17 protein-coding genes and 1 riboswitch are annotated in these 24,600 nt (G+C 74.5%); of the genes, 11 read left to right on the plus strand and 6 right to left on the minus strand.

Features of this window, described 5'->3' with window-relative positions; genetic code table 11:
* Positions 1-68 precede the first annotated feature (68 nt).
* Entirely contained in the window at positions 69-1,010 is a 942-nt protein-coding gene (locus ACI2LW_RS15535; RefSeq protein ID WP_404731710.1) for a sucrase ferredoxin, read from the minus strand.
* A 75-nt stretch (positions 1,011-1,085) separates the two neighbouring features.
* Positions 1,086-2,354 (minus strand): citrate/2-methylcitrate synthase, encoded by a 1,269-nt coding sequence (locus ACI2LW_RS15540; protein WP_404731711.1) that lies wholly within the window; start codon positions 2,352-2,354, stop codon positions 1,086-1,088.
* Positions 2,355-2,461: 107 nt separating this feature from the next.
* Here ACI2LW_RS15540 and ACI2LW_RS15545 point away from each other — a divergent pair, with 107 nt between their 5' ends.
* Complete coding sequence (locus ACI2LW_RS15545) at positions 2,462-3,643, plus strand: citrate synthase (RefSeq protein ID WP_404731712.1); 1,182 nt, start codon at positions 2,462-2,464, stop codon at positions 3,641-3,643.
* A gap of 150 nt (positions 3,644-3,793) precedes the next feature.
* The gene (locus ACI2LW_RS15550; protein ID WP_404731713.1) at positions 3,794-4,999 is read left to right on the plus strand and encodes a CobW family GTP-binding protein; all 1,206 of its coding nucleotides are present in this window, start codon (positions 3,794-3,796) and stop codon (positions 4,997-4,999) included.
* On the opposite strand, the gene ACI2LW_RS15555 is transcribed toward ACI2LW_RS15550, so the two are convergent.
* Positions 4,996-7,452 carry a DNA topoisomerase (ATP-hydrolyzing) subunit A gene (locus ACI2LW_RS15555; RefSeq protein WP_404731714.1) on the minus strand — a complete coding sequence of 819 codons (2,457 nt, stop codon included), beginning with the start codon at positions 7,450-7,452 and terminating at the stop codon, positions 4,996-4,998. The two genes, ACI2LW_RS15550 and ACI2LW_RS15555, sit on opposite strands and share 4 nt — an antisense overlap.
* A gap of 1,371 nt (positions 7,453-8,823) precedes the next feature.
* Here ACI2LW_RS15555 and ACI2LW_RS15560 point away from each other — a divergent pair.
* From ACI2LW_RS15560 to ACI2LW_RS15575, 4 genes are all read left to right on the plus strand, one after another.
* The gene (locus tag ACI2LW_RS15560; RefSeq protein WP_404731715.1) at positions 8,824-10,206 is read left to right on the plus strand and encodes a M16 family metallopeptidase; all 1,383 of its coding nucleotides are present in this window, start codon (positions 8,824-8,826) and stop codon (positions 10,204-10,206) included.
* A complete protein-coding gene (locus tag ACI2LW_RS15565; protein WP_404731716.1) occupies positions 10,203-11,591 on the plus strand; it encodes a M16 family metallopeptidase in 1,389 nt (462 codons plus the stop codon). Before ACI2LW_RS15560 ends, ACI2LW_RS15565 begins: the two co-directional genes overlap by 4 nt.
* Before the next feature lie 499 nt (positions 11,592-12,090).
* Positions 12,091-12,254: riboswitch (cyclic di-AMP (ydaO/yuaA leader) on the plus strand.
* 12 nt (positions 12,255-12,266) lie between these two features.
* Positions 12,267-13,040: a M23 family metallopeptidase gene (locus ACI2LW_RS15570; RefSeq protein ID WP_404731717.1), complete on the plus strand. Its 774-nt coding sequence runs from the start codon at positions 12,267-12,269 to the stop codon at positions 13,038-13,040.
* Positions 13,041-13,240: 200 nt separating this feature from the next.
* Positions 13,241-13,939 carry a GntR family transcriptional regulator gene (locus tag ACI2LW_RS15575; protein WP_404731718.1) on the plus strand — a complete coding sequence of 233 codons (699 nt, stop codon included), beginning with the start codon at positions 13,241-13,243 and terminating at the stop codon, positions 13,937-13,939.
* Positions 13,940-14,353: 414 nt separating this feature from the next.
* Here ACI2LW_RS15575 and ACI2LW_RS15580 read toward each other — a convergent pair whose 3' ends face one another.
* Positions 14,354-14,635 (minus strand): HPr family phosphocarrier protein, encoded by a 282-nt coding sequence (locus ACI2LW_RS15580; RefSeq protein ID WP_404731719.1) that lies wholly within the window; start codon positions 14,633-14,635, stop codon positions 14,354-14,356.
* A gap of 127 nt (positions 14,636-14,762) precedes the next feature.
* Here ACI2LW_RS15580 and ACI2LW_RS15585 point away from each other — a divergent pair, with 127 nt between their 5' ends.
* The 4 genes from ACI2LW_RS15585 (at position 14,763) to ACI2LW_RS15600 (ending at position 20,679) form a co-directional block, all read left to right on the plus strand.
* Positions 14,763-17,975, plus strand: coding sequence for a GNAT family N-acetyltransferase (locus ACI2LW_RS15585; protein WP_404731720.1), 3,213 nt, complete (start codon positions 14,763-14,765; stop codon positions 17,973-17,975).
* Positions 17,976-18,172: 197 nt separating this feature from the next.
* Complete coding sequence (locus ACI2LW_RS15590) at positions 18,173-18,769, plus strand: DUF5998 family protein (RefSeq protein WP_404731721.1); 597 nt, start codon at positions 18,173-18,175, stop codon at positions 18,767-18,769.
* Positions 18,769-19,959: an alkaline phosphatase family protein gene (locus ACI2LW_RS15595; RefSeq protein ID WP_404731722.1), complete on the plus strand. Its 1,191-nt coding sequence runs from the start codon at positions 18,769-18,771 to the stop codon at positions 19,957-19,959. Before ACI2LW_RS15590 ends, ACI2LW_RS15595 begins: the two co-directional genes overlap by 1 nt.
* Positions 19,960-20,028: 69 nt before the next feature.
* The gene (locus tag ACI2LW_RS15600) at positions 20,029-20,679 is read left to right on the plus strand and encodes a thymidine kinase (RefSeq protein ID WP_404731723.1); all 651 of its coding nucleotides are present in this window, start codon (positions 20,029-20,031) and stop codon (positions 20,677-20,679) included.
* A 41-nt stretch (positions 20,680-20,720) separates the two neighbouring features.
* Here the strand turns inward: ACI2LW_RS15600 and ACI2LW_RS15605 are convergent, their stop codons facing one another.
* Both ACI2LW_RS15605 and ACI2LW_RS15610 read right to left on the minus strand, forming a co-directional pair.
* The gene (locus ACI2LW_RS15605; protein ID WP_404731724.1) at positions 20,721-21,080 is read right to left on the minus strand and encodes a hypothetical protein; all 360 of its coding nucleotides are present in this window, start codon (positions 21,078-21,080) and stop codon (positions 20,721-20,723) included.
* 504 nt (positions 21,081-21,584) lie between these two features.
* Positions 21,585-22,217, minus strand: a complete 633-nt coding sequence (locus ACI2LW_RS15610) for a hypothetical protein (protein ID WP_404731725.1) — start codon at positions 22,215-22,217, stop codon at positions 21,585-21,587.
* A gap of 231 nt (positions 22,218-22,448) precedes the next feature.
* Between ACI2LW_RS15610 and ACI2LW_RS15615 the strand changes: the two genes are divergently transcribed.
* Positions 22,449-24,596 carry a hypothetical protein gene (locus ACI2LW_RS15615; protein WP_404731726.1) on the plus strand — a complete coding sequence of 716 codons (2,148 nt, stop codon included), beginning with the start codon at positions 22,449-22,451 and terminating at the stop codon, positions 24,594-24,596.
* Positions 24,597-24,600 lie beyond the last annotated feature (4 nt).

A 24,600-nucleotide genomic window follows, 5' to 3' on the forward strand; every position in this document is an offset into this window, starting at 1 on the left:
CCGGCCGCCCCAGGGGGTGTGGCGCGCCTCTCCCGGGTCAGGGCGAGAGCGAGGGCGGGGCCCCGCGGTCAGCCGGCGAGACGCGTCGCCGTCACCTCGCGCAGGTCCACGACGTCCATGCGGGCCGGCCCGCCCAGCACCGAGACCCCGCAGCTCTCCGGGCGGGGCGGCAGCGAAGCGCCCTGGGCGACGGTCACCCGCCAGCGGCGCCCGTCGGCGTGGGCGACGGTCACCTCCCAGCGCGGCGCGGCGCCGTCGGTGCGCACCACGGTCAGCGCGTCCGCGCGGTGCTCGTCCGCCGCGGTCCGCACCGCCAGTTCCGCGGCCTGCCCCGGCCGTTCGAAGGCCGTGCGGCCCCGGCAGCCGTCGAGGACCACCCGGCCCTCGTGGGCGCCGTGCAGCACGTCCTTGACGGCGTGCGCCTCCGCCCTGCCGTACGCGTAGCCGTGCGGCAGGACCAGCACGGTGGGGGAGAAGCGGTGGCCGCCCAGGTGGGTGACCTCCCAGACGCCGTGCACTCCGGAGGAGGCCAGTTCGGCCGCGAGGGGCCGGCCGAGGAGCGCACAGCACCGGTCGCGCTTGCCGTTGGTGCACACGAGCGCGAGCGGGTCCCCGGTGTGCGGCGCGCCGTCCAGTACCGCGTCGAAGGTGTGGTGGTCGCCCCTGCCCAGCGCGGCGAAGTCGAGGCCGAGCACCTGCCCGGGGTCGGACGTCGTGGCGCTGTGCAGCCACACACCGCCCGGGACGGTGTGTGCGGCGTACACCTGCCGCACGGAGGGGGTACGGCAGTCGGCGTGCCGTCCGGGGCGGCGGATCAGCGCGATCCGGACGCCCGTGCCCTGCGCGGCCCGCTCCAGGGCACGGCCCACGCCGGGGTCGAGGTGGCTCGCGGTGAGCGCCTTGGCGCCCCAGGGGCCGGGCTGCTCCAGGAGCAGCCATGTGGTGGCCGCGGGCGCGGTGGCGGCCATCGGTTCGCCGAGCTGCCGGGAGACGGTCGAGCACGTACTCACACAGGTGAGCCTAACCTGACTGTGCCTGTGCCGGCGTCAGGCTGCCGGGGTGATCCGTTCCGGCGGCGCGGCCCGCTACGGCTCCGGGAGCGGCTTGGGGGGCCGGGGGCCGGTGTACTGGCCGCTCGGGCGCATGCGCAGGGGGCGCTCGCCGTACTCCTCAAGGGCGTGGGCGATCCAGCCCGCCGTCCGCGCCACCGCGAAGATGGTCTCGCCCGCCGTCGAGGGCATGCCGCAGGACGCGGTGAGCACGGCGAGGGCCAGGTCGACGTTGGCGTGCAGCGGGGCGTGGCGGGCCGTGGTGGCCACGACGTCGCGGGCCGCGGCGAGGGCGGGGGCGGCGTCGGGGAGCTCCTCCAGCAGCGCGAACAGGGCACGCGCGCGCGGGTCCTCGCCGGTGTAGAGGCGGTGTCCGAGTCCCGGGATGCGGCGGCCGTCGCGGAGTTCCTCGGCGATGACGGGGCCCGCCGAGCCGCGGTCCAGCACCTCCAGCAGCAGCCGGTGCGCGAGCCCGCTGGCGGCGCCGTGCAACGGGCCCTCGATCACCCCGAGTCCGGCGGAGACGGCGGCGTAGGCGTGGGCGCGGGCGGAGGCGGCGACGCGGACCGCGAGCGTGGAGGCGGCCAGGTCGTGGTCGGCCAGCAGGGCCAGCGCGGTGTCCAGGACGCGCAGCGACGCCTCGTCGGCGGGCCGGCCGCTCAGCCGTGCCCACAGCCGGTGGGCGATCGGGCCCCGGTCGGGTGCCCGGTGCCCGCCGTACGGCACGGGGGGCAGGGCGCCGACGAGGGTGGGGATCAGGATGCGGGCGGTGCCGAGCACGGCGTCGGGCGACAGGTCGAAGCGCAGCGGGTCGGCGACGGCCGCGGCCACGACGGCGACCCGCAGCCGGTCGGTGGGCCCGGTGTGCCCGGGCAGGGCGTCCACCGCGCGGCGGGCCACGGCGACGGAGGACTCGGGCGCGGTGAGCGTGGCGCCCGGGCTGAGCCGCCCCGTCCACAGCCACTCGGCCACCTCCTCGTAGCTGTGCCGGGCGGCCAACTCGGTCGCGTCGACACCGCGGAAGTAGTAGCGGTCCTCCTCGATGAGCGTGATGCCGGTCCGCACGGACAGCTCGCCGCCGGAGCCCGGACCCACCCCGCCGTAGCGCCGGTTGCGGCGGGCCAGCGCCTCGACCTCGGCCGCGTCGAAGGTGCTGCCCCGCCCGCCCGGGGTGCGGCGGCTGCTGAGCTGACCGCGGCTCACGTACGCGTACACGGTTTCGGGCTTCACGCCGAGCAGCGCGGCGGCCTCCTTGGTGCTCAGCCGCCGCTCGGCGGGGCCGGAGTGGGCTTGTTGATCGCGCATGGGGCTCACGGTATCCGTCCGGTCGGTGCAGTCAGAACATTGATTCAATCAATATTGACAGACGTTGAGTCAAGCATGGACATTCAGATCAAGTCCAAGGAGGAGACATGTCCGTCAACAGGGCCGCAGCCACTCTCGTCGACGCCCCGCGAGGACTCGCGGGAGTCGTGGTCACCGACACCCGGATCGGTGATGTGCGGGGGCTCGAGGGCTTTTACCACTACCGCCAGTACTCGGCCGTCGAACTCGCGCGGACCCGCGGCTTCGAGGACGTCTGGCACCTGTTCGTCCACGGCTCCCTGCCGGACGCGCGGCAGCAGGCCGCCTTCCGTGCCGAAACCGCGGCACTGCGCCGGCTGCCCGACGAGGTCGCGGCGGCGCTGCCCGGCATCGCTGCGGCGAGCACCCGCTCCGGCCCGCTCGCCGGCCTGCGTACAGCCCTGTCGCTGCTCGGTGCGGCCAAGGGCTTCCGCCCGGTCTACGACATCGACGCCGCCGGACGCCGGCAGGACGCCCTGGCGGCCTGCGCCGCGGTGCCCACCCTGCTCACCGCGCTGTACCGGCTGGGGCGGGGGCTGTCACCGGTCGAGCCGCGCGAGGACCTGCCCTACGCGGCCAACTACCTCTACATGCTGACGGGTTCCGAGCCCGGCCCGGAGCGGGCCCGGGCCGTCGAGCAGTATCTGATCTCCACCATCGACCACGGGTTCAACGCCTCGACGTTCACCGCCCGGGTCATCGCCTCCACCGGCGCGGACGTGGCGGCCTGCCTCGTCGGGGCGGTCGGGGCGCTGTCGGGCCCGCTGCACGGCGGAGCGCCCAGCCGGGCGCTGGACACCCTCGACGCCATCGGCACGCCCGACCGCATCGACCCGTGGATCCGGGAGCGGGTGCTGGCCGGCGAACGCGTCATGGGCTTCGGCCACGCCGTCTACCGCACCGAGGACCCCCGCTCCCGCATGCTCCGCGAGACGGCCCTGCGCTTCGGCGGCCCCCGGGTCGACTTCGCCGTCGAGGTCGAGCGCCGCGTGGAGGCGATACTCGCCGAGCTCAAGCCCGGCCGCGAACTCCACACGAACGTCGAGTTCTACGCCGGCGTCGTCATGGAACTGTGCGGCCTGCCCCGGGAGATGTTCACCCCCACCTTCGCCGCGGCCCGGGCGGTCGGCTGGAGCGCCAACCTCCTGGAACAGTCCGAGGACCCGAAGATCATCCGCCCGGCGGCCCGGTACGTGGGGCCCGAGCCGCTGGTGAGGGTGCCCGCCGCGCCGGGAGCCGGCCGTGGGTGACGGGGCCGACGTGCGCGGGCGTGCGGCCGCGGGGGGCTTCACGGGCCGGCGGGTGAGGGGCGGCTCGTATCCTGGGTCGGCATTCAGTCCTCGTACGCGCGCCCGGGCCGGGAGCCGGTGCGCGCGTCGGCGTGAGAGAGGTCGCACAGGGTGAGTCAGCCGAGCCGGGGTCCCGTATCGCATCCGCACACGGGCTCCGGTCCCGAAGCGGACGTCACGCCACCGCAGATCCCGGTCGTCGTGCTCGCCGGATTCCTCGGGTCCGGCAAGACCACGCTGCTCAACCACCTCCTGCACCACAGTGGCGGCAGCCGCGTCGGGGCGATCGTCAACGACTTCGGGGCCGTCGAGATCGACGCCATGGCCGTCGCGGGCGCGCTCGGGGACTCCACCGTCTCGCTCGGCAACGGATGCCTGTGCTGCGCGGTCGACGCCTCGGAACTGGACGGCTATCTCGACCGGCTCACCGCCGCGTCGGTCGACGTCGTCGTCATCGAGGCCAGCGGGCTCGCCGAGCCGCAGGAACTCGTCCGCATGGTCCTGGCCGGCGAGAACCCCGACGTCGTCTACGGCGGGCTCGTCGAAGTGGTGGACGCGGCCGAGTTCGACGACACCCGCGCGCGGCACCCCGAGATCGACCGGCACCTCGCGCTGGCGGACCTCGTCGTCGTCAACAAGCTGGACCGGGCCGCCGACGGCGACCGCGTGCTCGGGCTGGTGCGGTCCCTCACCGACCGCGCCGCCGTCGTACCGGCCTCCTACGGCAGGATCGACCCCGCGTTGCTGTTCGACTGCCGCCCCGCCCGGGAGCGGGTCGGACAGCTCTCCTTCGACGATCTGCACGCGGAGGACGACCCCCGCCCCGGCGCCGCCGGCCACGCGCACGGCTCCGCCGGGCACCTGCACGCCGGCTACGACAGCCTCTCCTTCGTCTCCGACGTGCCGCTCGAACCGCGCCGGCTCATGCGGTTCCTCGACAGCCGGCCCGACGGGCTGTACCGGATCAAGGGTTACGTCGACTTCGGCGCCCACGATCCGCGCAACCGCTATCTCCTGCACGCCGTGGGCCCGTTCCTGCGCTTCTACCCCGAGCCCTGGCCGGCCGGCGGGACACGGCGCCTCACGCAGCTCGTGCTCATCGGCTCCGGCATCGACACCGCGGCCCTCGGCAAGGAACTCGAGGCGTGCAGGACGGAGCCGTACGAGCGGGACGCCCCGCACGCCGACGAGCACGGCATGTGGGGCGTCCTGCGCTACGTACGGGACACCGGGGACCCGGAGGACGTACGCGACACCGGGGACCCGGAGGACCCGGAGGACCCGGACGACGAGGTCCGGTACGGCTCCGCGCTCTAGACGGGGCCCGCGACCGCCGCGACCGTCTTCGGCAGCGACACGCCCGAACCGTCCCGGCGCGGGTCGATGTCCGGGAGCTCGGCCGCGTTGCCGTTCTTCTGCGCGGCCCGGGCCGGGGCGGGGCCCGCCCAGGCGAAGGACAGGCAGTCCTCGCCCTTCAGGAAGCGCTGGCAGCGGACGCCGCCGGTGGCGCGGCCCTTGCGCGGGTACTGGTCGAACGGGGTCAGCTTGGCCGTCGTCTGCACCGAGTCGTCCAGCGTGCCGCGCGAGCCGGCCACCGTGAGGACCACCGCGTCCGCGGCCGGATCGACCGCCGTGAACGAGATGACCTTGGCCCCCTCGGCGAGCTTGATGCCCGTCATGCCACCCGCCGGGCGGCCCTGCGGGCGCACCTGGGACGCCTGGTAGCGCAGGAGCTGGGCGTCGTCGGTGATGAAGACCAGGTCCTCCTCACCGGTGCGCAGCTCGGCCGCGCCGACGATCCGGTCGCCCTCCTTGAGGGTGATGACCTCCAGCTCGTCCTTGTTGGCGGGGTAGTCCGGGACCACCCGCTTGACGACGCCCTGCTCGGTGCCCAGCGCCAGACCGGGCGAGGACTCGTCCAGCGTGGTCAGGCAGATCACCGTCTCGTCGTCCTCCAGGGAGACGAACTCGGCGAGCGGCGCGCCGCCGGAGAGGTTCGGCGGCGATGCCGTCTCCGGCAGCCGGGGCAGGTCGACGACGTTCAGCCGGAGCAGACGGCCGGCCGAGGTCACCACGCCCACCTCGCCGCGCGCCGTGGCCGGCACCGCGGACACGATCACGTCGTGCTTGACCCGCTTGCCGCCCTTGTCCGCCGGCAGCGGCTCGTCGCCGGCCGTGCGGGCGAGCAGACCCGTGGACGACAGCAGGACGCGGCACGGGTCGTCCGCGACCTGGAGCGGCACCGGGGCGGCGGGCACGTCGGCGGACTCCAGCAGGACCGTGCGCCGCGGGGTGCCGAACTTCTTGGCGACCGCGGCCAGTTCGGCGGAGACCAGCTTGCGCAGCTCCGCGTCCGACTCGAGGATCCGGGTCAGCTCCTCGATCTCCGCGGTGAGCTTCTCCTTCTCCGCCTCCAGCTCGATCCGGTCGTACTTGGTCAGGCGGCGCAGCGGGGTGTCGAGGATGTACTGCGTCTGCACGTCGCTCAGCGAGAAGCGCTCGATCAGGCGCTGCTTGGCCTGCGCGGAGTTCTCGCTGGAGCGGATCAGGCGGATGACCTCGTCGATGTCCACCAGCGCCGTGAGCAGGCCCTCGACCAGGTGCAGCCGGTCGCGCCGCTTGCCGCGCCGGTACTCGCTGCGGCGCCGCACCACGTCGAAGCGGTGGTCGAGGTAGACCTCGAGCAGCTCCTTCAGGCCCAGCGTCAGCGGCTGGCCGTCGACCAGGGCGACGTTGTTGATGCCGAAGGACTCCTCCATCGGCGTCAGCTTGTACAGCTGCTCCAGGACCGCCTCGGGCACGAAGCCGTTCTTGATCTCGATCACCAGGCGCAGCCCGTGCTGGCGGTCGGTGAGGTCCTTGACGTCGGCGATGCCCTGGATCTTCTTCGAGCCGACCAGGTCCTTGATCTTGGCGATCACCTTCTCCGGGCCGACGGTGAACGGCAGCTCGGTCACGACCAGCCCCTTGCGGCGGGCCGTCACGGTCTCCACCGAGACCGTGGCGCGGATCTTGAACGTGCCGCGGCCCGTCTCGTAGGCGTCCCGGATGCCGGGCAGACCGACGATCCGGCCGCCGGTGGGCAGATCGGGGCCCGGGACGTGCCGCATCAGGGCGTCCAGGTCCGCGTTCGGGTGGCGGATCAGATGGCGGGCGGCCGCGATCACCTCGCCGAGGTTGTGCGGCGGCATGTTGGTAGCCATGCCGACGGCGATCCCGGACGCGCCGTTGACCAGGAGGTTCGGGAACGCGGCGGGCAGCGCGGCCGGCTCCTGCTCCTGACCGTCGTAGTTGGGCGCGAAGTCGACCGTGTCCTCGTCGATGGACTCCGTCATCAGCGACGTCGCCTCGGTCATCCGGCACTCGGTGTACCGCATGGCCGCGGGCGGGTCGTCGTTGCCCAGCGAGCCGAAGTTGCCGTGGCCGTCGACCAGGGGCACGCGCATCGAGAAGGGCTGGGCCATGCGCACGAGGGCGTCGTAGATCGACGCGTCGCCGTGCGGGTGCAGCTTGCCCATGACCTCGCCCACGACGCGGGCGCACTTCACATAGCCGCGATCGGGGCGCAGGCCCATCTCGTTCATCTGGTAGACGATGCGGCGGTGCACCGGCTTGAGTCCGTCCCGCGCGTCCGGCAGGGCGCGGGAGTAGATGACCGAGTACGCGTACTCGAGGAAGGAGCCCTGCATCTCGTCGACGACGTCGATGTCGAGGATCTTCTCCTCGTACGGTTCGTCGGGCGGCGGGGTCTTCGTGCTGCGGCGGGCCATCGCTGCCGGCTCCTTGCTGAAGCGTGTGACGGGATCTGACGCGGACCATTGTGGACCGCCCGACTGACAACGCGGACCAGGGACCCGGTCTTCGCCCCCGCCCCGGTCCCGCACGGCACCGCTGCCCACGCGCCGAACGACGCCGCGACCGGCCCCGCACGCGTCCCGCACGCGCTCCGCCCGGCCCGCCCGGCCCGCCCGGCCCGCCCGGCCGCCCTCGGCTCGCGCCCCGGCGCCCTGTGCGGCAGCGTCTCGCGCGGCGGATCGAGCCCCACCGCCCGGCCGCCCCCGGCGCGCGCCGCGACGCCCGGCCGCGGGGCGGGGCCCACCGCGGGCCGGGGCCCCTGCGCGCCGGGGCTCACCGCACGGCCGGGCCGCCCTGCGCGGCGGGTCGGGGGTCGTGGTGCGGGGGTGGCCCAGTGCGGCGGCTCGGGGATCGTGGGGCGGGGGGTAGCCCTGCGCGGCGGCTCGGGGGTCATGGTGCGGGGGGCGCCCTGCGCGGCGGAAGCGGGCTGCGATGCACGCACCGTCTCGCGCGCCGCCTCCGGGCGCCCGCCTCGGGGCGCCCGGACCTGGCTCGCACCGCGGGGCGTCCTGCGTGGCGGCTCGGGGCCCGTGGCGTGGGGGTCGCCTTGTGCGCCCGGTCCGTCGCGGGCGCGCGGACGGCCCTGCGTGGTGCATGCGGGCCTGTCCCGTGCGGGCCGCCTGCGGGCCGATCCAGGCTCGCGGCGCGGGCGCGCGGGCGCACTGCATGGCGGACGCGGGTCCGCCGTGCAGTGCGCCCGCGGTCGCGCCCGGCTCGCGCCGCGACGGCCGTCCCGCGTCCTGCGCGGCGTACGCGGGCCTGCCCCGCGCGTGCCGGCCCGCGCGGTGGGGCCCGGGCCCGCCACGCAGTACCGCCTCGCTGCCTGGGCGGATCCCGGCCCGCTACACGGCTCGCTGCTCGGGCGGATCCGGGCCCGCTACACGGCTCGCTGCTCGGGTGGATCCCGGCCCGCTACGCGCCTCGCTGCTCGGGCGGATCCGGGCCCGCCACGCAGTACCGCCTCGCTGCCCGGGCGGATCCCGGCCCGCTACGCGCCTCGCTGCTCGGGTGGATCCGGACCCGTCACGCGGCTCGCTGCCCGGGTGGATCCCGGGCCGTCACGGGGTCCTTCGCGGTCCTTCGCCCCGTGGATCCGGGCCCCCGGTGCCAAGGGCCGCGCGGCCGATCCGCCGTCGGCGCGCGAACCCCCGCCCCGGGTGATCCCTTTCTCGCTCTCGGCGTACGACCTCGCGGAACTTCGCCCCCTGTCCGCGCGCTTGCATACAGTGGCAGGACGGCAGGAAAACGGCGGTTTCCCGACCGCCACCGCGATCGAAGGGACGTACATGCCCATGGGTCACACGGCCACAGCCGAGGCAGGCTCCGGCGGCCTCACAGCGACCGAGCACCGCCTGGCCAACGGCCTGCGCGTGGTGCTCTCCGAGGACCATCTGACCCCGGTCGCGGCGGTGTGCCTCTGGTACGACGTCGGCTCCCGTCACGAGGTCCGGGGGCGCACCGGTCTGGCTCACCTCTTCGAGCACCTGATGTTCCAGGGCTCCGCCCAGGTCAAGGGCAACGGCCACTTCGAGCTGGTGCAGGGCGCGGGCGGCTCGCTCAACGGCACCACCAGCTTCGAGCGCACCAACTACTTCGAGACCATGCCCGCCCACCAGCTCGAGCTCGCCCTCTGGCTGGAGGCCGACCGCATGGGCTCGCTGCTGGCCGCCCTGGACGAGGAGTCCATGGAGAACCAGCGGGACGTCGTCAAGAACGAGCGCCGCCAGCGCTACGACAACGTTCCCTACGGCACCGCCTTCGAGAAGCTGACCGCGCTCGCCTACCCCGAGGGCCACCCCTACCACCACACGCCCATCGGCTCGATGGCCGACCTGGACGCGGCCACCCTGGAGGACGCGCGCGCGTTCTTCCGCACCTACTACGCGCCCAACAACGCGGTCCTCTCGGTCGTCGGCGACATCGACCCGGAGCAGACGCTGGCGTGGATCGAGAAGTACTTCGGCTCCATCCCGTCCCACGACGGCAAGCCGGAGCCCCGCGACGGCTCGCTGCCCGAGGTCATCGGCGAGCAGCTGCGCGAGGTCGTCGAGGAGGAGGTCCCGGCCCGCGCGCTGATGGCCGCCTACCGGCTGCCGCAGGACGGCACGCGCGCGTGCGACGCCGCCGACCTGGCGCTGACCGTCCTCGGCGGCGGCGAGTCCTCCCGCCTGTACAACCGCCTGGTGCGCCGCGACCGCACCGCCGTCGCCGCCGGGTTCGGCCTGCTGCGGCTGGCCGGGGCGCCCTCCCTGGGCTGGCTGGACGTGAAGACCTCCGGCGACGTGGAGGTCCCGGTCGTCGAGGCCGCCATCGACGAGGAGCTGGCCCGGTTCGCCGAGCACGGGCCGACGGCCGAGGAGATGGAGCGCGCCCAGGCCCAGCTGGAGCGCGAGTGGCTGGACCGGCTCGGCACCGTCGCGGGCCGCGCCGACGAACTGTGCCGCTACGCCGTCCTGTTCGGCGATCCGCAGCTCGCCCTCACCGCCGTCCAGCGCGTCCTCGAGGTGACGCCCGAGGAGGTCCAGGAGGTCGCCAAGGCCCGTCTGCGCCCCGACAACCGCGCGGTGCTCGTCTACGAGCCGACCGCCGCCGCCGACGACGACGCACAGGAACAGGCACCGGACGCGGACGCCGCGGCCACCGACGACACCGAGGAGGCGGCGAAGTGACCGAGCTCGCCACGATGGACTTCCACCCCCAGCCCCGGGCGGGCGAGGCCAGGCCGTGGGCGTTCCCGGCGCCGGAGCGCGGCACGCTCGACAACGGCCTGACGGTGCTGCGCTGCCACCGCCCGGGCCAGCAGGTCGTCGCGGTCGAGGTGCTGCTCGACGCGCCTCTGGACGCCGAGCCGGCCGGCCTGGACGGCGTCGCCACGATCATGGCGCGCGCCTTCTCCGAGGGCACCGACAAGCACTCCGCGGAGGAGTACGCCGCCGAGCTGGAGCGCGCCGGCGCCACCCTCGACTCGCACGCCGACCACCCCGGCGTACGGCTCAGCCTGGAGGTGCCCGCCTCCCGCCTGGCCAAGGGGCTCGGCCTGCTCGCCGACGCGCTGCGGGCACCGGCCTTCGCCGACAGCGAGGTGGAGCGCCTGGTGCGCAACCGGCTCGACGAGATCCCGCACGAGCTGGCCAACCCCTCCCGCCGGGCCGCCAAGGAGCTGTCCAAGGAGCTGTTCCCGGCCACCTCGCGCATGTCGCGGCCCCGCCAGGGCACCGAGGAGACCGTCGCCGGCATCGACGCGGCGGCCGTCCGCGCCTTCTACGACCGGCACGTGCGCCCCGCCACGGCCACCGTCGTGGTCGTCGGCGACCTCGCCGGCATCGACCTCGACGAGCTGCTCGGCCGGACCCTGGGCGCCTGGAACGGCTCTCCGGCCAAGCCGCGGCCCGTGCCGCCGGTGACCGCCGACGACACCGGCCGCGTGGTGATCGTGGACCGTCCCGGCGCGGTCCAGACCCAGCTGCTCATCGGCCGCATCGGCCCCGACCGGCACGACCGGGTGTGGCCCGCCCAGGTGCTCGGCACCTACTGCCTGGGCGGCACCCTCACCTCCCGCCTGGACCGCGTGCTGCGCGAGGAGAAGGGCTACACCTACGGCGTGCGGGCGTTCGGCCAGGTGCTGCTCTCGCCCCCGGACGGCTCGGGCGCGGCGATGCTCGCGATCAGCGGCTCCGTCGACACCCCGAACACCGGCCCGGCCCTGGACGACCTGTTCGCGGTGCTGCGCAAGCTCGCCGCCGAGGGCCTCACGGACACCGAGCGGGACGTCGCCGTGCAGAACCTCGTCGGCGTGGCGCCGCTGAAGTACGAGACGGCGGCGGCCGTGGCCGGCACGCTCGCCGACCAGGTCGAGCAGCACCTGCCGGACGACTACCAGGCGACGCTGTACCAGCAGCTCGCCGCCACCGGCACGGTGGAGGCCACCGCCGCCGTGGTGGCCGCCTTCCCGGTGGACCGCCTGGTGACGGTGCTGGTCGGTGACGCGGCGAAGATCAAGGAGCCCGTCGAGGCCCTCGGCATCGGCCAAGTCACCGTCGTCGCGGCGGAGTAGCGACCGCCCGGCGGCCGCCCGCCACGGCACCAGCGGCGGACGCCCGCCACGGCACCAGCGGCGGACGCCCGTCACAGCACAGCGGCGGGCGGTCCCGCCACCGCCCGCGCCCTGGCGGACGACCGTCACACACGCGCGGCGGACGGCCCGCCACGGCACGCGCGGCGGACGCTCCGTCACCGCAAACGTCGCGGCGGACGACCGTCACACACGCGCGGCGGACGGCCCGCCACGGCACGCGCGGCGGACGCTCCGTCACCGCAAACGTCGCGGCGGACGACCCGTCAGGCACGCGTGGCGGCCGGCGCGGAGCACGCGCGCGTGGGGCCCTGGTGACCGATGCGTCACCAGGGCCCCGTCATGTCCGAATTGAGGGAGAGGCTGCCCGTCTGCCCTGTGGTCTGCGCTACAAAACCTCGGTTCCGTTTGGGAATTGAACGCGACCCCCCTTAGCGTCGGTCCGGCTGTTCGTCGGGCAGTGCGCCGCACCCGCGGCACCGGACAGCCATCGCCGAGTCCCCGTACGGCGCGAGCCAGGGGAGCCGGGGACCCATCCAGTCCCTGGGGTGAATCGGACGCCCACGCGGCCAGCGAGGGGGTCCGTAGGAGACCTTCCTGCTCCGAACCCGTCAGCTAACCCGGTAGGCGACAGGGAAGGAAAGGACCAGCCACCACATGGCGTTCACGCGCGCCACCGGGAAGCACCGCCGTCCCACCCGGGTGCACCGCACCACCGCCCGCGCGGCGGGCGTCGCGGCCCTCACCACCACCGGCGTCATCGGCACCCTCGCCGCCGCCCCGGCCTTCGCGGCCGAGGCCCCCGCGGCCGAGGCGCCCGCCCCCGAGGACACCGGTCTCACCCCCGTCGTCACCCTCGGCGACACCGTCGCCGCGCGGATCGACGCCCAGGCCCTGGCCCAGGAGCAGGCCGCCCAGCAGAAGCTGGCCGAGGAGGCCGCGCGCAAGAAGGCCGCGGCGCAGGCCAAGAAGGAGCGCGAGGCCAAGGAGCGCGCCGCCCGCGAGGCCGAGCGCAAGCGCCTCAACACGTTCGTGGCGCCGATCGCCGGCTCGTACGTCTCCACCGGCTACCGCACCGGCGGCTCCCTGTGGTCCTCCGGCTCGCACACCGGCATCGACTTCCACGCCGCGACCGGCACCTCCGTCCACGCGGTCGGCTACGGCACCGTCGTCGAGACGGGCTGGGGCGGGGCGTACGGCAACCAGATCGTCATCAAGATGAACGACGGCACCTACACCCAGTACGGCCACCTGTCGTCCATCGGTGTGTCCGTGGGGCAGAAGGTCACCCCGGGGCAGCAGATCGCCCTCTCCGGTGCCACCGGCAACGTCACCGGCCCGCACCTGCACTTCGAGGCCCGCACGAGCCCGGAGTACGGCTCCGACATCGACCCCCTGGGCTATCTGCGCGCGCACGGCGTGAACGTCTGAGGGTCCGAGACGCAGCCGCACGCAAGCAGGACGACGGCCCCGGCTCATCGAGCCGGGGCCGTCGCCGTTTTGTTCGGCCGCTGTCCAAAAAATATCCATGGATTCCGGCCCGCCGTCGGAAATTCCCCGCCGCTGCAATAGAGTCGGTCGAACGGACGCCAATCGACGGCGTTTCGCGGGGATTAAGGCGGAGGTCGGTCATGCGTATTCCGGCGCACTCGGTGTGCACGGCGATCCGGGACGACATCGTGGCCGGCGTCCACGAGCGCGGCAGCCGGCTCACCGAGGAAGTCCTCGCCCGCCGCTACGGCGTCTCCCGCGTCCCCGTGCGCGAGGCGCTGCGCACCCTGGAGGCCGAGGGCTTCGTCGTCACCCGCCGGCACGCCGGCGCGTGCGTGGCCGAGCCCACCGAGCAGGAGGCCGCCGACCTGCTGGAGATGCGCCTGCTGCTGGAGCCGCTGGGCGCCGCGCGCGCCGCCCAGCGCCGTACCGAGTCCCATCTGAAGGTGCTGCGCGGCCTGGTCAGGCTGGGCCAGGAACGGGCCAGGACGGGCGGCGGCGAGGATCTGCGCTCCCTGGGCGGCTGGTTCCACGAGACGCTGGCCCAGGCCTGCGGCAGCCCCGCGCTGACCTCGATGCTGACCCAGCTGCGCCACAAGATCGCCTGGATGTACACGGTGGACGCGCCCGCCGACCCGGCCGAGTCCTGGGCCGAGCACGGCGCCATTGTGGATGCCGTGGCGCGCGGCGACGGTGAGCGCGCGCGGGCGCTGACGGCCGTGCACGCCGAGCGCGCGACGGGCGCGCACCGGCTGCGCCGTCCGGGCGCGGCGGCGGACCGGGCCGACCGAGTGAGGACTTCGCAACATCCCGTCAACATGTCGGGCCTTCGGCATTAACACGAGGGCCGTATACAAAGAGGGGGGGGATATTCGGCGGACGTATTTCCGCGGACGTATTTCCGCATGCCCATTTTCCGTGTGCGCGGAATACGGAGCACGGGTGCATGGATGCGCGGGGCGTGGGTGCACGGATGCGATATGAAACGCGTGTCCGACGACAAACGCGTGTCCGACGAGAAACGCATGCCCGACGAGAAACGCGCGTCCGGCAGGAATCGCGCGAGCCGCTGAGGCGGGGCGCGCCGGGAAGGGCGTGCGCGCCGCGCCCGCCGACGAGGGGTACGCGCCGCGCCCGCCGACGAGGGCGGGGTGCGCGCCGCCCTCGTCGGCGAGGCGGGCGGTCCCGAAAGCAGTGGGACCGCGCCTCCCGGAACGGGTGACGCGGTCCCGCCGCACGAGCGGACCGACGGCTCAGACCGTCTCGGGCAGCTCCTCCAGACCCTCGGCGACCAGCTTGGCCAGCCGGTCCAGGGCGGCGTCCGCGCCCTCGGCGTCGGAGGCCAGGACGACCTCCTCGCCGCCCTGGGCGCCGAGGCCGAGGACGGCCAGCATGGAGGCCGCGTTGACGGGGGTGCCGTCGGCCTTGGCGATCGTCACGGGAACCCCTGCGGCCGTGGCGGCCCGGACGAAGATGGATGCGGGGCGGGCGTGAAGGCCCTCGGCCCAGCCGACGTTGACGCGGCGCTCAGCCATGTGATGCTGCCCTTCGGTGTACCAGGGTTGTCTAGACCAGTTTCCCATACGCGGCGCACGCCGGGAACCGCCCTGTGCCACAGACTGCCTCGCGCCACTGCCGGACGCGAGCCGTAGTCTGGGGCGCATGCAGACGTCGCCGGACCGGCACGAGTACCCAGCCCACTGGGAAGCCGACGTGGTGCTGCGCGACGGCGGCACCGCGCGGATCCGCCCCATCACCGCCGAGGACGCCGACCGGCTGGTCAGCTTCTACGAGCAGGTGTCGGACGAGTCCAAGTACTACCGCTTCTTCGCGCCGTACCCGCGTCTGTCCGCCAAGGACGTCCACCGCTTCACGCACCACGACTTCGTGGACCGGGTCGGACTCGCGGCCACGGTCGGCGGCGAGTTCATCGCCACCGTGCGCTACGACCGCATCGGCGCCGACGGGGCGCCCGCCACCGGTCCCTCCGACGAGGCCGAGGTCGCCTTCCTGGTGCAGGACGCGCACCAGGGCCGCGGGGTCGCCTCGGCGCTGCTGGAACACATCGCCGCCGTCGCCCGCGAGCGCGGCATCCGCCGCTTCACCGCCGAGGTGCTGCCCGCCAACACCAAGATGATCAAGGTGTTCACGGACGCCGGGTACACCCAGAAGCGCAGCTTCGAGGACGGCGTCGTCCACCTGGAGTTCGACATCGAGCCCACCGACCGCTCCCTGGCCGTGCAGCGCGCGCGGGAGCAGCGCGCGGAGGCCCGCTCGGTGCGCCGGCTGCTGACGCCAGGCTCGGTCGCCGTCGTGGGTGTGGGCCGCACGCCCGGAGGCGTGGGCCGCAGCATCCTCGGCAACATCCGCGACGCCGGCTTCACCGGCCGGCTGCACGCAGTCAACCGCGCTTTCGAGGAGGGCCGCGAGGAGATCGACGGCGTGCCCGCCCACCGGTCCGTGCGGGAGATCGACGGCCCCGTGGACCTCGCGGTGCTCGCCGTACCGGCCGAGCACGTCCCCCAGGTCGTCACCGAGTGCGGCGAGCACGGCGTGCAGGGCCTGGTCGTGATCTCCGCCGGGTACGCCGAGAGCGGTCCCGAGGGCCGCGAACGCCAGCGCGCCCTGGTGCGCCTCGCGCGCTCGTACGGCATGCGGATCGTCGGGCCCAACGCCTTCGGCATCGTCAACACCGCGCCCGGGGTCCGGCTGAACGCCTCCCTCGCGCCCCAGATGCCCCGCCCCGGCCGCATCGGCATGTTCGCGCAGTCCGGCGCCATCGGCATCGCGCTGCTGTCCCGCCTGCACCGGCGCGGCGGCGGGGTCACCGGGGTGACCGGGGTGTCGACCTTCGTCTCCTCCGGCAACCGCGCCGACGTCTCGGGCAACGACGTCCTCCAGTACTGGTACGACGACCCGGACACCGACGTCGCCCTGATGTACCTGGAGTCGATCGGCAACCCGCGCAAGTTCACCCGTCTCGCCCGGCGCACCGCGGCCGTCAAGCCGGTGGTCGTCGTGCAGAGCGCCGGATCGGCCCCCCAGGGGCACGCCGTCCGGGCCACGCGGCTGCCCCACGCGACGGTCTCCGCGCTGCTGCGGCAGGCCGGAGTGATCCGCGTGGACACCATCACGGAACTGGTGGACACCGGGCTGCTGCTCGCCCGGCAGCCGCTGCCGCGCGGCCCGCGGGTGGCGATCCTCGGCAACTCCGAGTCGCTGGGCGTGCTCACCTACGACCGGTGCCTCGCCGAGGGGCTGCGGCCGCAGCCGCCGCAGGACCTGACGACGGCGGCGTCCGCCGAGGACTTCCGCCGGGCGCTGGCGCGGGCGCTCGCCGACGACGCGGTCGACGCGGTCGTGGTGACCGCCATACCGGCCGTGGGGGAGCGGGCGGCCGAGGACGCCGCCCTGGCCGAGGCGCTGCGCTCGGCCGCCGAGGCGGTCCCCGGCAAGCCGGTGCTGGTGGTGCACGTGGAGCTGGGCGGACTGGCCGAGGCCCTGTCGGCCGCGGCCAGCACCGGCCCGGGCACGCAGGCCGCCTCCGGGCCGGGCGCACAGGCCGCCACCGCCGCCTCAGGCCCGGGCGCGCAGGCCGCTCCCAGCCCGGAAACGCGGGCCCCTTCCGGACCGCGGACCGGCCCCGGACCTCTGGCCGCCCCCGGAGCGCAGACGCGTCTCCGCCCGGAGGCCGCCCGCGCCCCGGAGGCCGCCCCCGGAGCACAGGCCGGTCTCCGCCCGCACGCCGCCCCCAACCCCACGGGCCCGACCACGTCCGCGCCGGACCCGGCCACCGGACCCCGACCCTCCACCCCCGGACTCCGACCCTCCACCCCCGGACTCCGACCCTCCACCCCCGGACCCCGACCCTCCAAGACCGGACCCGGAGCCTCCGCCGCCGCTTCCGTCACCCCCGCCGGACCCGGACCCGCACCCGGAGCCACCGCCTCCGCCGCCCCCGCCACTCCCACCGCCGGAACCCCCGAGCCCGAGCCGCACCCCGGCGCCGGCTCCCGGCTGATCCCCGCCTACCCCGCCGCCGAGCGGGCGGTCCGGGCGCTGGCCGAAGCCGTCCGTTACGGCCAGTGGCGCCGCGAGGCCGCCGACCCCGGCCGCGTGCCCGAGTACGACGACATCGACGAGAAGGGCGCCGCCGCGTTCATCCAGGGGCTGCTCAGCCGTGGACAGGGCCTCACGCTCGGCTCCGAGGAGACCTGCGAGCTGCTCGGCCGCTACGGCGTCCACGTCCGCCGCGCCCTGCCGGCGCCCACCCCCGACGCCGCCGCCGAGGCCGCCCGCGCCCTCGGCTACCCGGTCGCCCTCAAGGCCACCGCCCCCCACCTGCGGCACCGTGCCGACCTCGGCGGCGTCCGCCTGGACCTGGCCGACGAGGAGCAGCTGCGCCGCGCCTACGCCGAGCTGGCCGGCCTCTTCGGCGAACCCGAGCAGCTGCGCCCCGTGGTGCAGGCGATGGCGCCCCGCGGTGTCGACACCGTCGTCCGCGCGGTCATCGACCCGGCGGCCGGCGCGGTGCTGTCCTTCGGCCTGGCCGGGGCGGCCTCCCAGCTGCTCGACGACATGGCCCACCGGCTGGTCCCCGTCACCGGCCGGGAGGCGACCTCCATGATCCGTTCCATCCGCACCGCGCCCCTGCTGTTCGGCTGGCGCGGCTCGGCGCCGGTGGACACCCCGGCCCTCGAGGAACTGCTGCTGCGCGTGTCCCGGCTGGTCCACGACCACCCGGAGGTCGTCGCCGTCACGCTGGAGCCGGTCGTCGTCGCCCCGCACGGGCTGAGCGTCCTCGGTGCGAGCGTGCGCCTCGCACCCCCGCCCGCCCGCGACGACCTCGGCCCGCGCACACTCCCCACGTACTGACCACGTTCCGCCCGCCACGACCGCCCGCCCCCGCCGCCACGGCCGCGCGCCCCGCCGCCACGGCCCGCCCCCGCCGTCACCCCGTGCCTCCGCCGCCACCCGCGTCCCCGCCGCCCCCGCCACCACACCCGCGTCCCCGCCGCGCCCACGTTTCCCCCTCCCGCGCCGGTCCCTCGCAGTCAGTGCGCCCCCGTAGGATGGACGGCATGGCCAAGACCAGTACGACGACCCAGGGGCTGCGGGCGGCGATCGAGCGCAGCGGCTACTACCCGGCCCTCGTGGCCGAGGCGGTGGAGGCCGCCGTGGGCGGCGAGCCCATCCGGTCGTACCTGGTCCACCAGGAGACCACCTTCGACCAGAACGAGGTACGGCGGCACGTCACCGTGCTGGTCCTGACCGGCAACCGCTTCATCGTCAGCCACACCGACGAGCAGGCCGCCGACAGCACCTCGCCGACCCCGTACGCCACCACCTCCACGGAGTCGGTGAAGCTCGGCCGCATCTCGTCGGTCGTGGTCAGCAGGGTGGTCGCCAACCCCGAGCAGTACACGCCGGGCACCCTGCCCCGCGAGGTGGTGCTGACCATCGGCTGGGGGGCCGTCTCCCGCATCGACCTGGAGCCCGCCGCCTGCGGCGACCCCAACTGCGAGGCCGACCACGGCTACACGGGCAACTCGACGGCGGACGACCTCAGCCTCCGGGTCAGCGAGGCCGGCGACGGCCCCGACACGGTGCGCCAGACCCTCGCCTTCGCCCAGGCGATCTCCGAGGCCACCGCGGACCTGACCCGCTGATGACACAGTCCACCGCCTGGGACCACCCCGAGCCCCTCGCCGTCGAGTCCGCGCCCGTCCCCGCCTACGGCTCCGGTTCTCTCGCCGACCTGCTGCCCACCCTGGCCGCCGGGATGGGCGTCCCCGACATGACCCCCGCGATCACCGAGCTCACGCCCGTCGACCGCGCCTGCGTCTTCCTCATCGACGGCCTCGGCTGGGAGCAACTGCGGGCACACCCCGAGGACGCCCCCTTCCTGACCTCCCTGCTCGGCAGCTCGCGCGGCGGCACGGGCCGTCCGATCACCGCGGGCTACCCGGCCACCACGGCCACCTCCCTCGCCTCCGTCGGCACCGGCCTGCCCCCGGGCGCGCACGGACTGCCCGGCTACACCGTGCGCAACCCGGACACCGGCGAGCTGATGAACCAGCTGCGCTGGCAGCCGTACTCCGACCCGCGCGCCTGGCAGCCGTACCCCACGGTCTTCGAGCTGGCCCACCGCGCCGGAGTGCACGCGGCGCAGGTGTCCTCCCCGACCTTCGAGAGCACCCCGCTGACCAAGGTCGCCCTCAGCGGCGGAACGTTCCTGGGACGGCTGACCGGCGAGGACCGCATGGACGTCGCGGCCGAGCAGCTGGCCGCCGGCGACCGCGCCCTGGTCTACACGTACTACTCCGAGCTGGACGGCGCCGGCCACCGCTACGGCGTCGACTCCGACACCTGGCGCGGCCAGCTCATGTGCGTGGACCGGCTGGTCCAGCGGCTGGCCGAGCAGCTCCCGCCGCGCAGCGCGCTCTACGTCACCGCCGACCACGGCATGGTCGACATCCCCTTCGACGAGCGGCACCGCATCGACTTCGACGAGGACTGGGAGCTGCGCGCGGGCGTGGCCCTGCTCGGCGGCGAGGGACGCGCGCGGCACGTGTACGCGGTGCCGGGCGCCGAGGAGGACGTGCTGACCTGCTGGCGCGAGGTCCTCGGCGAGCAGTTCTGGGTGGCCTCCCGCGACGAGGCCGTCGCGGCGGGCTGGTTCGGCCCGGGCGTCGACGACCGGGTGTACGCGCGCCTCGGCGACGTCGTGGCCGCCGCACGGGACGACGTCCTGCTCATCGCCTCGGAGCGCGAACCGAAGGAGTCGGCGATGGCCGGCAACCACGGCTCGATGACCCCCGCCGAGCAGCTCGTCCCCCTGCTCGAAGTACGCTCCTGACGCCCCCCCCGCCCCGCACGCCGACCCCCGCCACCCCCTCGCCCCTCGCCGAAAGGTGCCCGACTTCCCATGCCCGAGCTGGTGTTCTTCTCCGGAACGATGGACTGCGGGAAGTCGACACTGGCTCTCCAGATCGAGCACAACCGTTCGGCGCGTGGCCTCGCGGGCGTGATCTTCACCCGTGACGACCGGGCGGGCCAGGGCAAGCTGTCCTCCCGCCTCGGCCTGGTCACGGACGCGGTGGAGGTCGAGGACGGCGCGGACCTGTACGCCTACCTCGTCGACCACCTCTCGCGCGGCGGCCGGGCCGACTACGTGATCGCGGACGAGGCGCAGTTCCTGTCCCCGGTGCAGATCGACCAGCTCGCCCGGGTCGTGGACGACCTGGAGATCGACGTGTACGCCTTCGGTATCACGACCGACTTCCGCACCAAGCTGTTCCCCGGCTCCCAGCGCCTGGTGGAACTCGCCGACCGTGTGGAGGTCCTCCAGGTCGAGGCCCTGTGCTGGTGCGGGGCACGGGCCACCCACAACGCCCGTACCGTGGGCGGCGTGATGGTCGTCGAGGGCGCCCAGGTGGTCGTCGGCGACGTGACGGACTCGGCGGACGAGATCGGCTACGAGGTCCTGTGCCGCCGCCACCACCGCCGCCGCATGACCTCCGCCTCGGCCCGCGCGGCGGCCCTGTCCCCGGACGTCCTCCCGGTGACCACGGACTGACCGCCGCCCGGGCCTGTTGGGGCCCGATCAGGCTGTCCGTCTCAGTCGCCGAGGGTGAAGCCGAGCCGGCCTGCGCGCAGTTCGTCCTCGGTCTTGGTGAGGCCGCCGCGGTGGGAGATCTCCACCGTGTAGAGCTTCGAGCCCGGCGTGATGTCGTCGACTGTGAAGGGAAACTCGCAGCCCTGCTCCGTCTCCCGGCCGAGGCCCAGGCTTCCCGTCGCGACGAGCGTCCCGGCGGCATCGGTGACGGTGACCTGGGTGCCGAAGTCGATGTCGGAGTACCCGCCCGTTCCGGAGCACGTTTCGCCGCTGTCGAGACCCGTACCGATGCCGGCGACGGTAAGTGTCCCGTCGGTACTGAAAGATGCCCCGCTGCCCCCGGCCGCGTCAGCCAGTGACACCCCCGCCCAGCACGCTCCCACTACGGCGGCCCCGAGGCCGGCGCCGACGGTCAGGACCGCGCTGCGTGACAACCGGGACCAACGGGAGGCGGGTACGGCCGGCGCACGACCGGGCATGGGCGGTATCGACTCGCGGGACGCGGAAGCCGAGTCGCTGGACGCCCCTCGGACAGGCTCGGGTTCCGCGTCCAGCTCCGGACCGGTGGTCCGGGGACGGGGGTCCGGCTGTGGTTCGGGGACGGGCATGACGGAACTTCCTCTCTGTTCGAGTGGACGAGGAGGCGCGCCAGCGTGGGGCGGCCTACATGTGTGGAGGCGCGGGCGCCGAGATCAGAAGGACGTGCCAGGAGACGGCGAACGCACAACGGGCTCAGCCCCGGCTCCGTCGGTACTCGGCCGACGCTCCGCTCGCCCAGGGGACGGCGCGGTGCCTGGCTGCGCCGTCCCCTGGGTCCGCCGCGTCCCCCCAACACGAGCGCGGCGGCGTGTGCGGCGGTCGGTCGGTCAGCCGACCTTGGTCCACTTCTGGCAGCCCTTGGTCTCGAAGTACTCACCCTTGTTGACCGTCACGCGGCCCTGCCCTTGGAGGTTCTCGTTGGCGATGATGGCGCCGAACTCCCCGGAGGCGTCCTTGGTGCGGGCCCAGTAGCAGTTGTCGATGAAGCCGCTCTGGTCGGGCCCGGCGGTCTTGTAGGTACCGGCCTGCATGTCCTCGCCGACGAGGTACTGGCCCTCGCCGTCGACCGTGGTGGGCGCGCCGGCCTTCTTGGCCGGCTTCGGCTTGACCGTGACCTTCTCGGTGACCGTCACGGCGGGCTCCGGCTTGCCGCCGTGGGTGGCGGCCGCGGTCTTGGTGACGGTGACGGCCGGGGCGGGGGCGGCGGAGCTGTCCGTACCGCCGGAGTCCCCGCTGCCGCCGATGCCGGCGCCGACCATGAGCGCCACGAACGCGGTCGCGCCGTGGGTGAGCCATGCCTTGCGGCGCGACGGCTTCCGCGGCAGCGGCGACATCGGCTGCCCCACCGGAGCCTGCTCGGCACCGGGCGGCGGGACCGGCGGCACGGCGCCCCAGCTCGGTGCACCGCCGGGGCCGGAGGACTGCGGGGTGCTGGGCGGCATCGGGGGCGTGTGGCTCATCGCGGTGATCCTCCGGTCGGTGTCGTGGCGCTTGGCCATCACAAGGTGCCTGCCGACCCGGACGAAGAAGCTCGGAAGTGCTGATAACCCGTATTATCAGAAAGCTTGTGCCGTGCCTTCCGGGTTGCCTGTAGATTGCTGACGCCCGCCCGCCGCAGGGGGCGGACCACGAGGCAAGAAGGCGGAGACGCCGGCCTCAACGGCCCAGGGGGAGAGGGGGGAACACATCCGATGACGACGCGCACGGCCTCGGAAACAACCCCGTCCATCCTGCCTGAAACGCCGGCCTGGCGGATCACTTACGCCGAGATCGCAGCCCTCGCGCAGGTCAAGCGACCGGTCCCCACCACCTGGTCCCGCCGCCACCCCGACTTCCCCGCCCCCGTCGCCCACGAGGACGGACGCCCCCTGTTCGACGCCCGCGCCGTCGTCGACTGGCTCGCCTCGACCGGCCGCGGCAACACCGGTCCCCGCCGGCTGCGCGCCGAGCTCGCCCTGCACACCCTGGCCGCCTGGCGCACTCCGGCCCTTTCCGCCTCCGCGCTGATCGGCGCGCTGACGTCCCTGATCTGCCTGCACCAGCAGCTCGACGCGCCCGTGGGCGACGGCCGTCCCTGGGACACCGTCATGGAACAGGCCGCCGACCTCGACCCCGACGACCGCTTCCTGGTCTCCGAGCTGCGCGCTCTGCCCGACGCCGGCCGTACCGGCCCGGCCCTCGCCCACCTCGCCGACGAACTGGTCGACGCCGCCTACAACCCCGCCGAGGCCTTCGACTGGGTCCTCCAGGCCCGCCACCGCCTCGGCTCCCGCGACCTGGCCGCCGACGAGCCGACGCCGGCCGTGGTGCGCGCCCTCGCCGCGCTCTCCGGTGTCGACATCCTCGCCGAGGGATCGGTGGTCGCCGTACCGCATGCCCGCGCCGGAGACCTCCTGGCCGCCCTCCACGACCAGGCTGCCGAGGACTCCGGCCACACCTACCTCGCCGCCGACCCCGACGAGGCCCGCGTCCGCCTCGTCCGCCGGCGGATGCTGGTGCGCGGGGTGTACGAGTTCCGGCTCGACGTCGCCCACGGCGAGGAACTCTCCGCCGACGAGGACGAATGGGGTAGCCCGCACCTCCTCGTCGGCGCCCTGCCTTACGAGGCCGCCGAGACCCGCGACCCGAAAGCCGTCCTGGAGCAGGTCGCCGCCCTCACCGACTACCTCGACACCGGCTCCACCGCCGTCGTCCTCGGCCCTGCCGACGCGCTCACCGGCCCGCTCGCCCGGCACGGCGACGCCGACCGCCTGCGCCGCTCCTTCCTCGAACCCGGCCTCCTCAAGGCCGCGATCAGCCTCCCCGATGGCGCCTACGCCTACCGCCCCGGCTACCGCACGGCGGTCTGGATCCTCGCCCGCGTGCCCGAGGAGCAGCGAACCGGCCTCGTCCTCCTCTCCGACTACTCCGCCCAGCCGCTCACCGCACCCGTCCTCGACACCCTCGCCGAGGACATCGCCATCTGGCGCGCCTCCGGCTGGACCCCCGACCCGCGCCACGAACCGCGCCACGCCGCCGTCGTCCGCGGCACCGACCTCGACGACGCTCCCGGCGCGGCCCTCACCCCGCAGCACCGCACGCTCGCGTCCCGCCACACCCGCACGGTCGTCGAACGCCCGGTGGTCATCGCCGAACTCGCACAGCACCTGAGCGAACTCCAGGAGCGCGCTCGGACCGGCGAACTCCGGTTGACCGCCCGGGCGGAACTGCGCCCCGAGAGCCGGCCGCTGCGCCGTACGACCGTCGGCCGTCTCCTGCGCGCCCGCCGCCTGCGTCGCCGCCCCGGCCACCGCTTCGCGCCCGAACACCTCACCCCCGAAGGTCACTACCCGGTCCTCACCCCCGAGGAGATCCTCGGCGCGGCCCGCGTCGGAAGCCGCCGCATCGACCGCGGCATCCTCCTCACCGCCTACGAACACGCCCAGTTCACCGAACCCGGCGACCTGGTCGTCACCACGCACCCGCACTTCGGCGTGTACGTCGACACGGCGGGCCTCTCCCTGGTCGCCGCGCCGGCCCGCATCCTGCGCGTCCACCCCGACGCCGACCCGCCCGTACGGCCCCGGGTGCTGGCCGCATTACTGCGCGCGGCCGCCGCCGAGCACGCCCGCACCAGCGGCGCGGTCCGCGCGTCCCGCCGCATCGAGGACCTCGTCGTCCCCGACCTGAGCCGCGCCGAGGCCGACCTCTACGAGACGGTCCTCGCCGGGATCGAGGAACGGGCCGCCCTGCTGCGCGAGCAGACGGCCGCCCTCGACGACCTGACCCGCGTGATGGCGGCCGGCCTGGCCGACGGCACGCTCACCCTCCAGCCACTTCCGCACCCCGACGCCCACTGAAGGA

Source organism: Streptomyces sp. NPDC004065 (assembly GCF_044903565.1).
Taxonomy (GTDB): Bacteria; Actinomycetota; Actinomycetes; order Streptomycetales; family Streptomycetaceae; genus Streptomyces.

Coding starts and splice junctions, on each gene's coding strand:
- ACI2LW_RS15585 (WP_404731720.1), top strand. CDS start 14,763: ATGCAGACGTCGCCGGACCGGCACGAGTACCCAGCCCACTGGGAAGCC.
- ACI2LW_RS15555 (WP_404731714.1), bottom strand. CDS start 7,452: ATGGCCCGCCGCAGCACGAAGACCCCGCCGCCCGACGAACCGTACGAG.
- ACI2LW_RS15610 (WP_404731725.1), bottom strand. CDS start 22,217: ATGAGCCACACGCCCCCGATGCCGCCCAGCACCCCGCAGTCCTCCGGC.
- ACI2LW_RS15595 (WP_404731722.1), top strand. CDS start 18,769: ATGACACAGTCCACCGCCTGGGACCACCCCGAGCCCCTCGCCGTCGAG.
- ACI2LW_RS15615 (WP_404731726.1), top strand. CDS start 22,449: ATGACGACGCGCACGGCCTCGGAAACAACCCCGTCCATCCTGCCTGAA.
- ACI2LW_RS15600 (WP_404731723.1), top strand. CDS start 20,029: ATGCCCGAGCTGGTGTTCTTCTCCGGAACGATGGACTGCGGGAAGTCG.
- ACI2LW_RS15575 (WP_404731718.1), top strand. CDS start 13,241: ATGCGTATTCCGGCGCACTCGGTGTGCACGGCGATCCGGGACGACATC.
- ACI2LW_RS15540 (WP_404731711.1), bottom strand. CDS start 2,354: ATGCGCGATCAACAAGCCCACTCCGGCCCCGCCGAGCGGCGGCTGAGC.
- ACI2LW_RS15570 (WP_404731717.1), top strand. CDS start 12,267: ATGGCGTTCACGCGCGCCACCGGGAAGCACCGCCGTCCCACCCGGGTG.
- ACI2LW_RS15580 (WP_404731719.1), bottom strand. CDS start 14,635: ATGGCTGAGCGCCGCGTCAACGTCGGCTGGGCCGAGGGCCTTCACGCC.
- ACI2LW_RS15590 (WP_404731721.1), top strand. CDS start 18,173: ATGGACGGCATGGCCAAGACCAGTACGACGACCCAGGGGCTGCGGGCG.
- ACI2LW_RS15560 (WP_404731715.1), top strand. CDS start 8,824: ATGCCCATGGGTCACACGGCCACAGCCGAGGCAGGCTCCGGCGGCCTC.
- ACI2LW_RS15545 (WP_404731712.1), top strand. CDS start 2,462: ATGTCCGTCAACAGGGCCGCAGCCACTCTCGTCGACGCCCCGCGAGGA.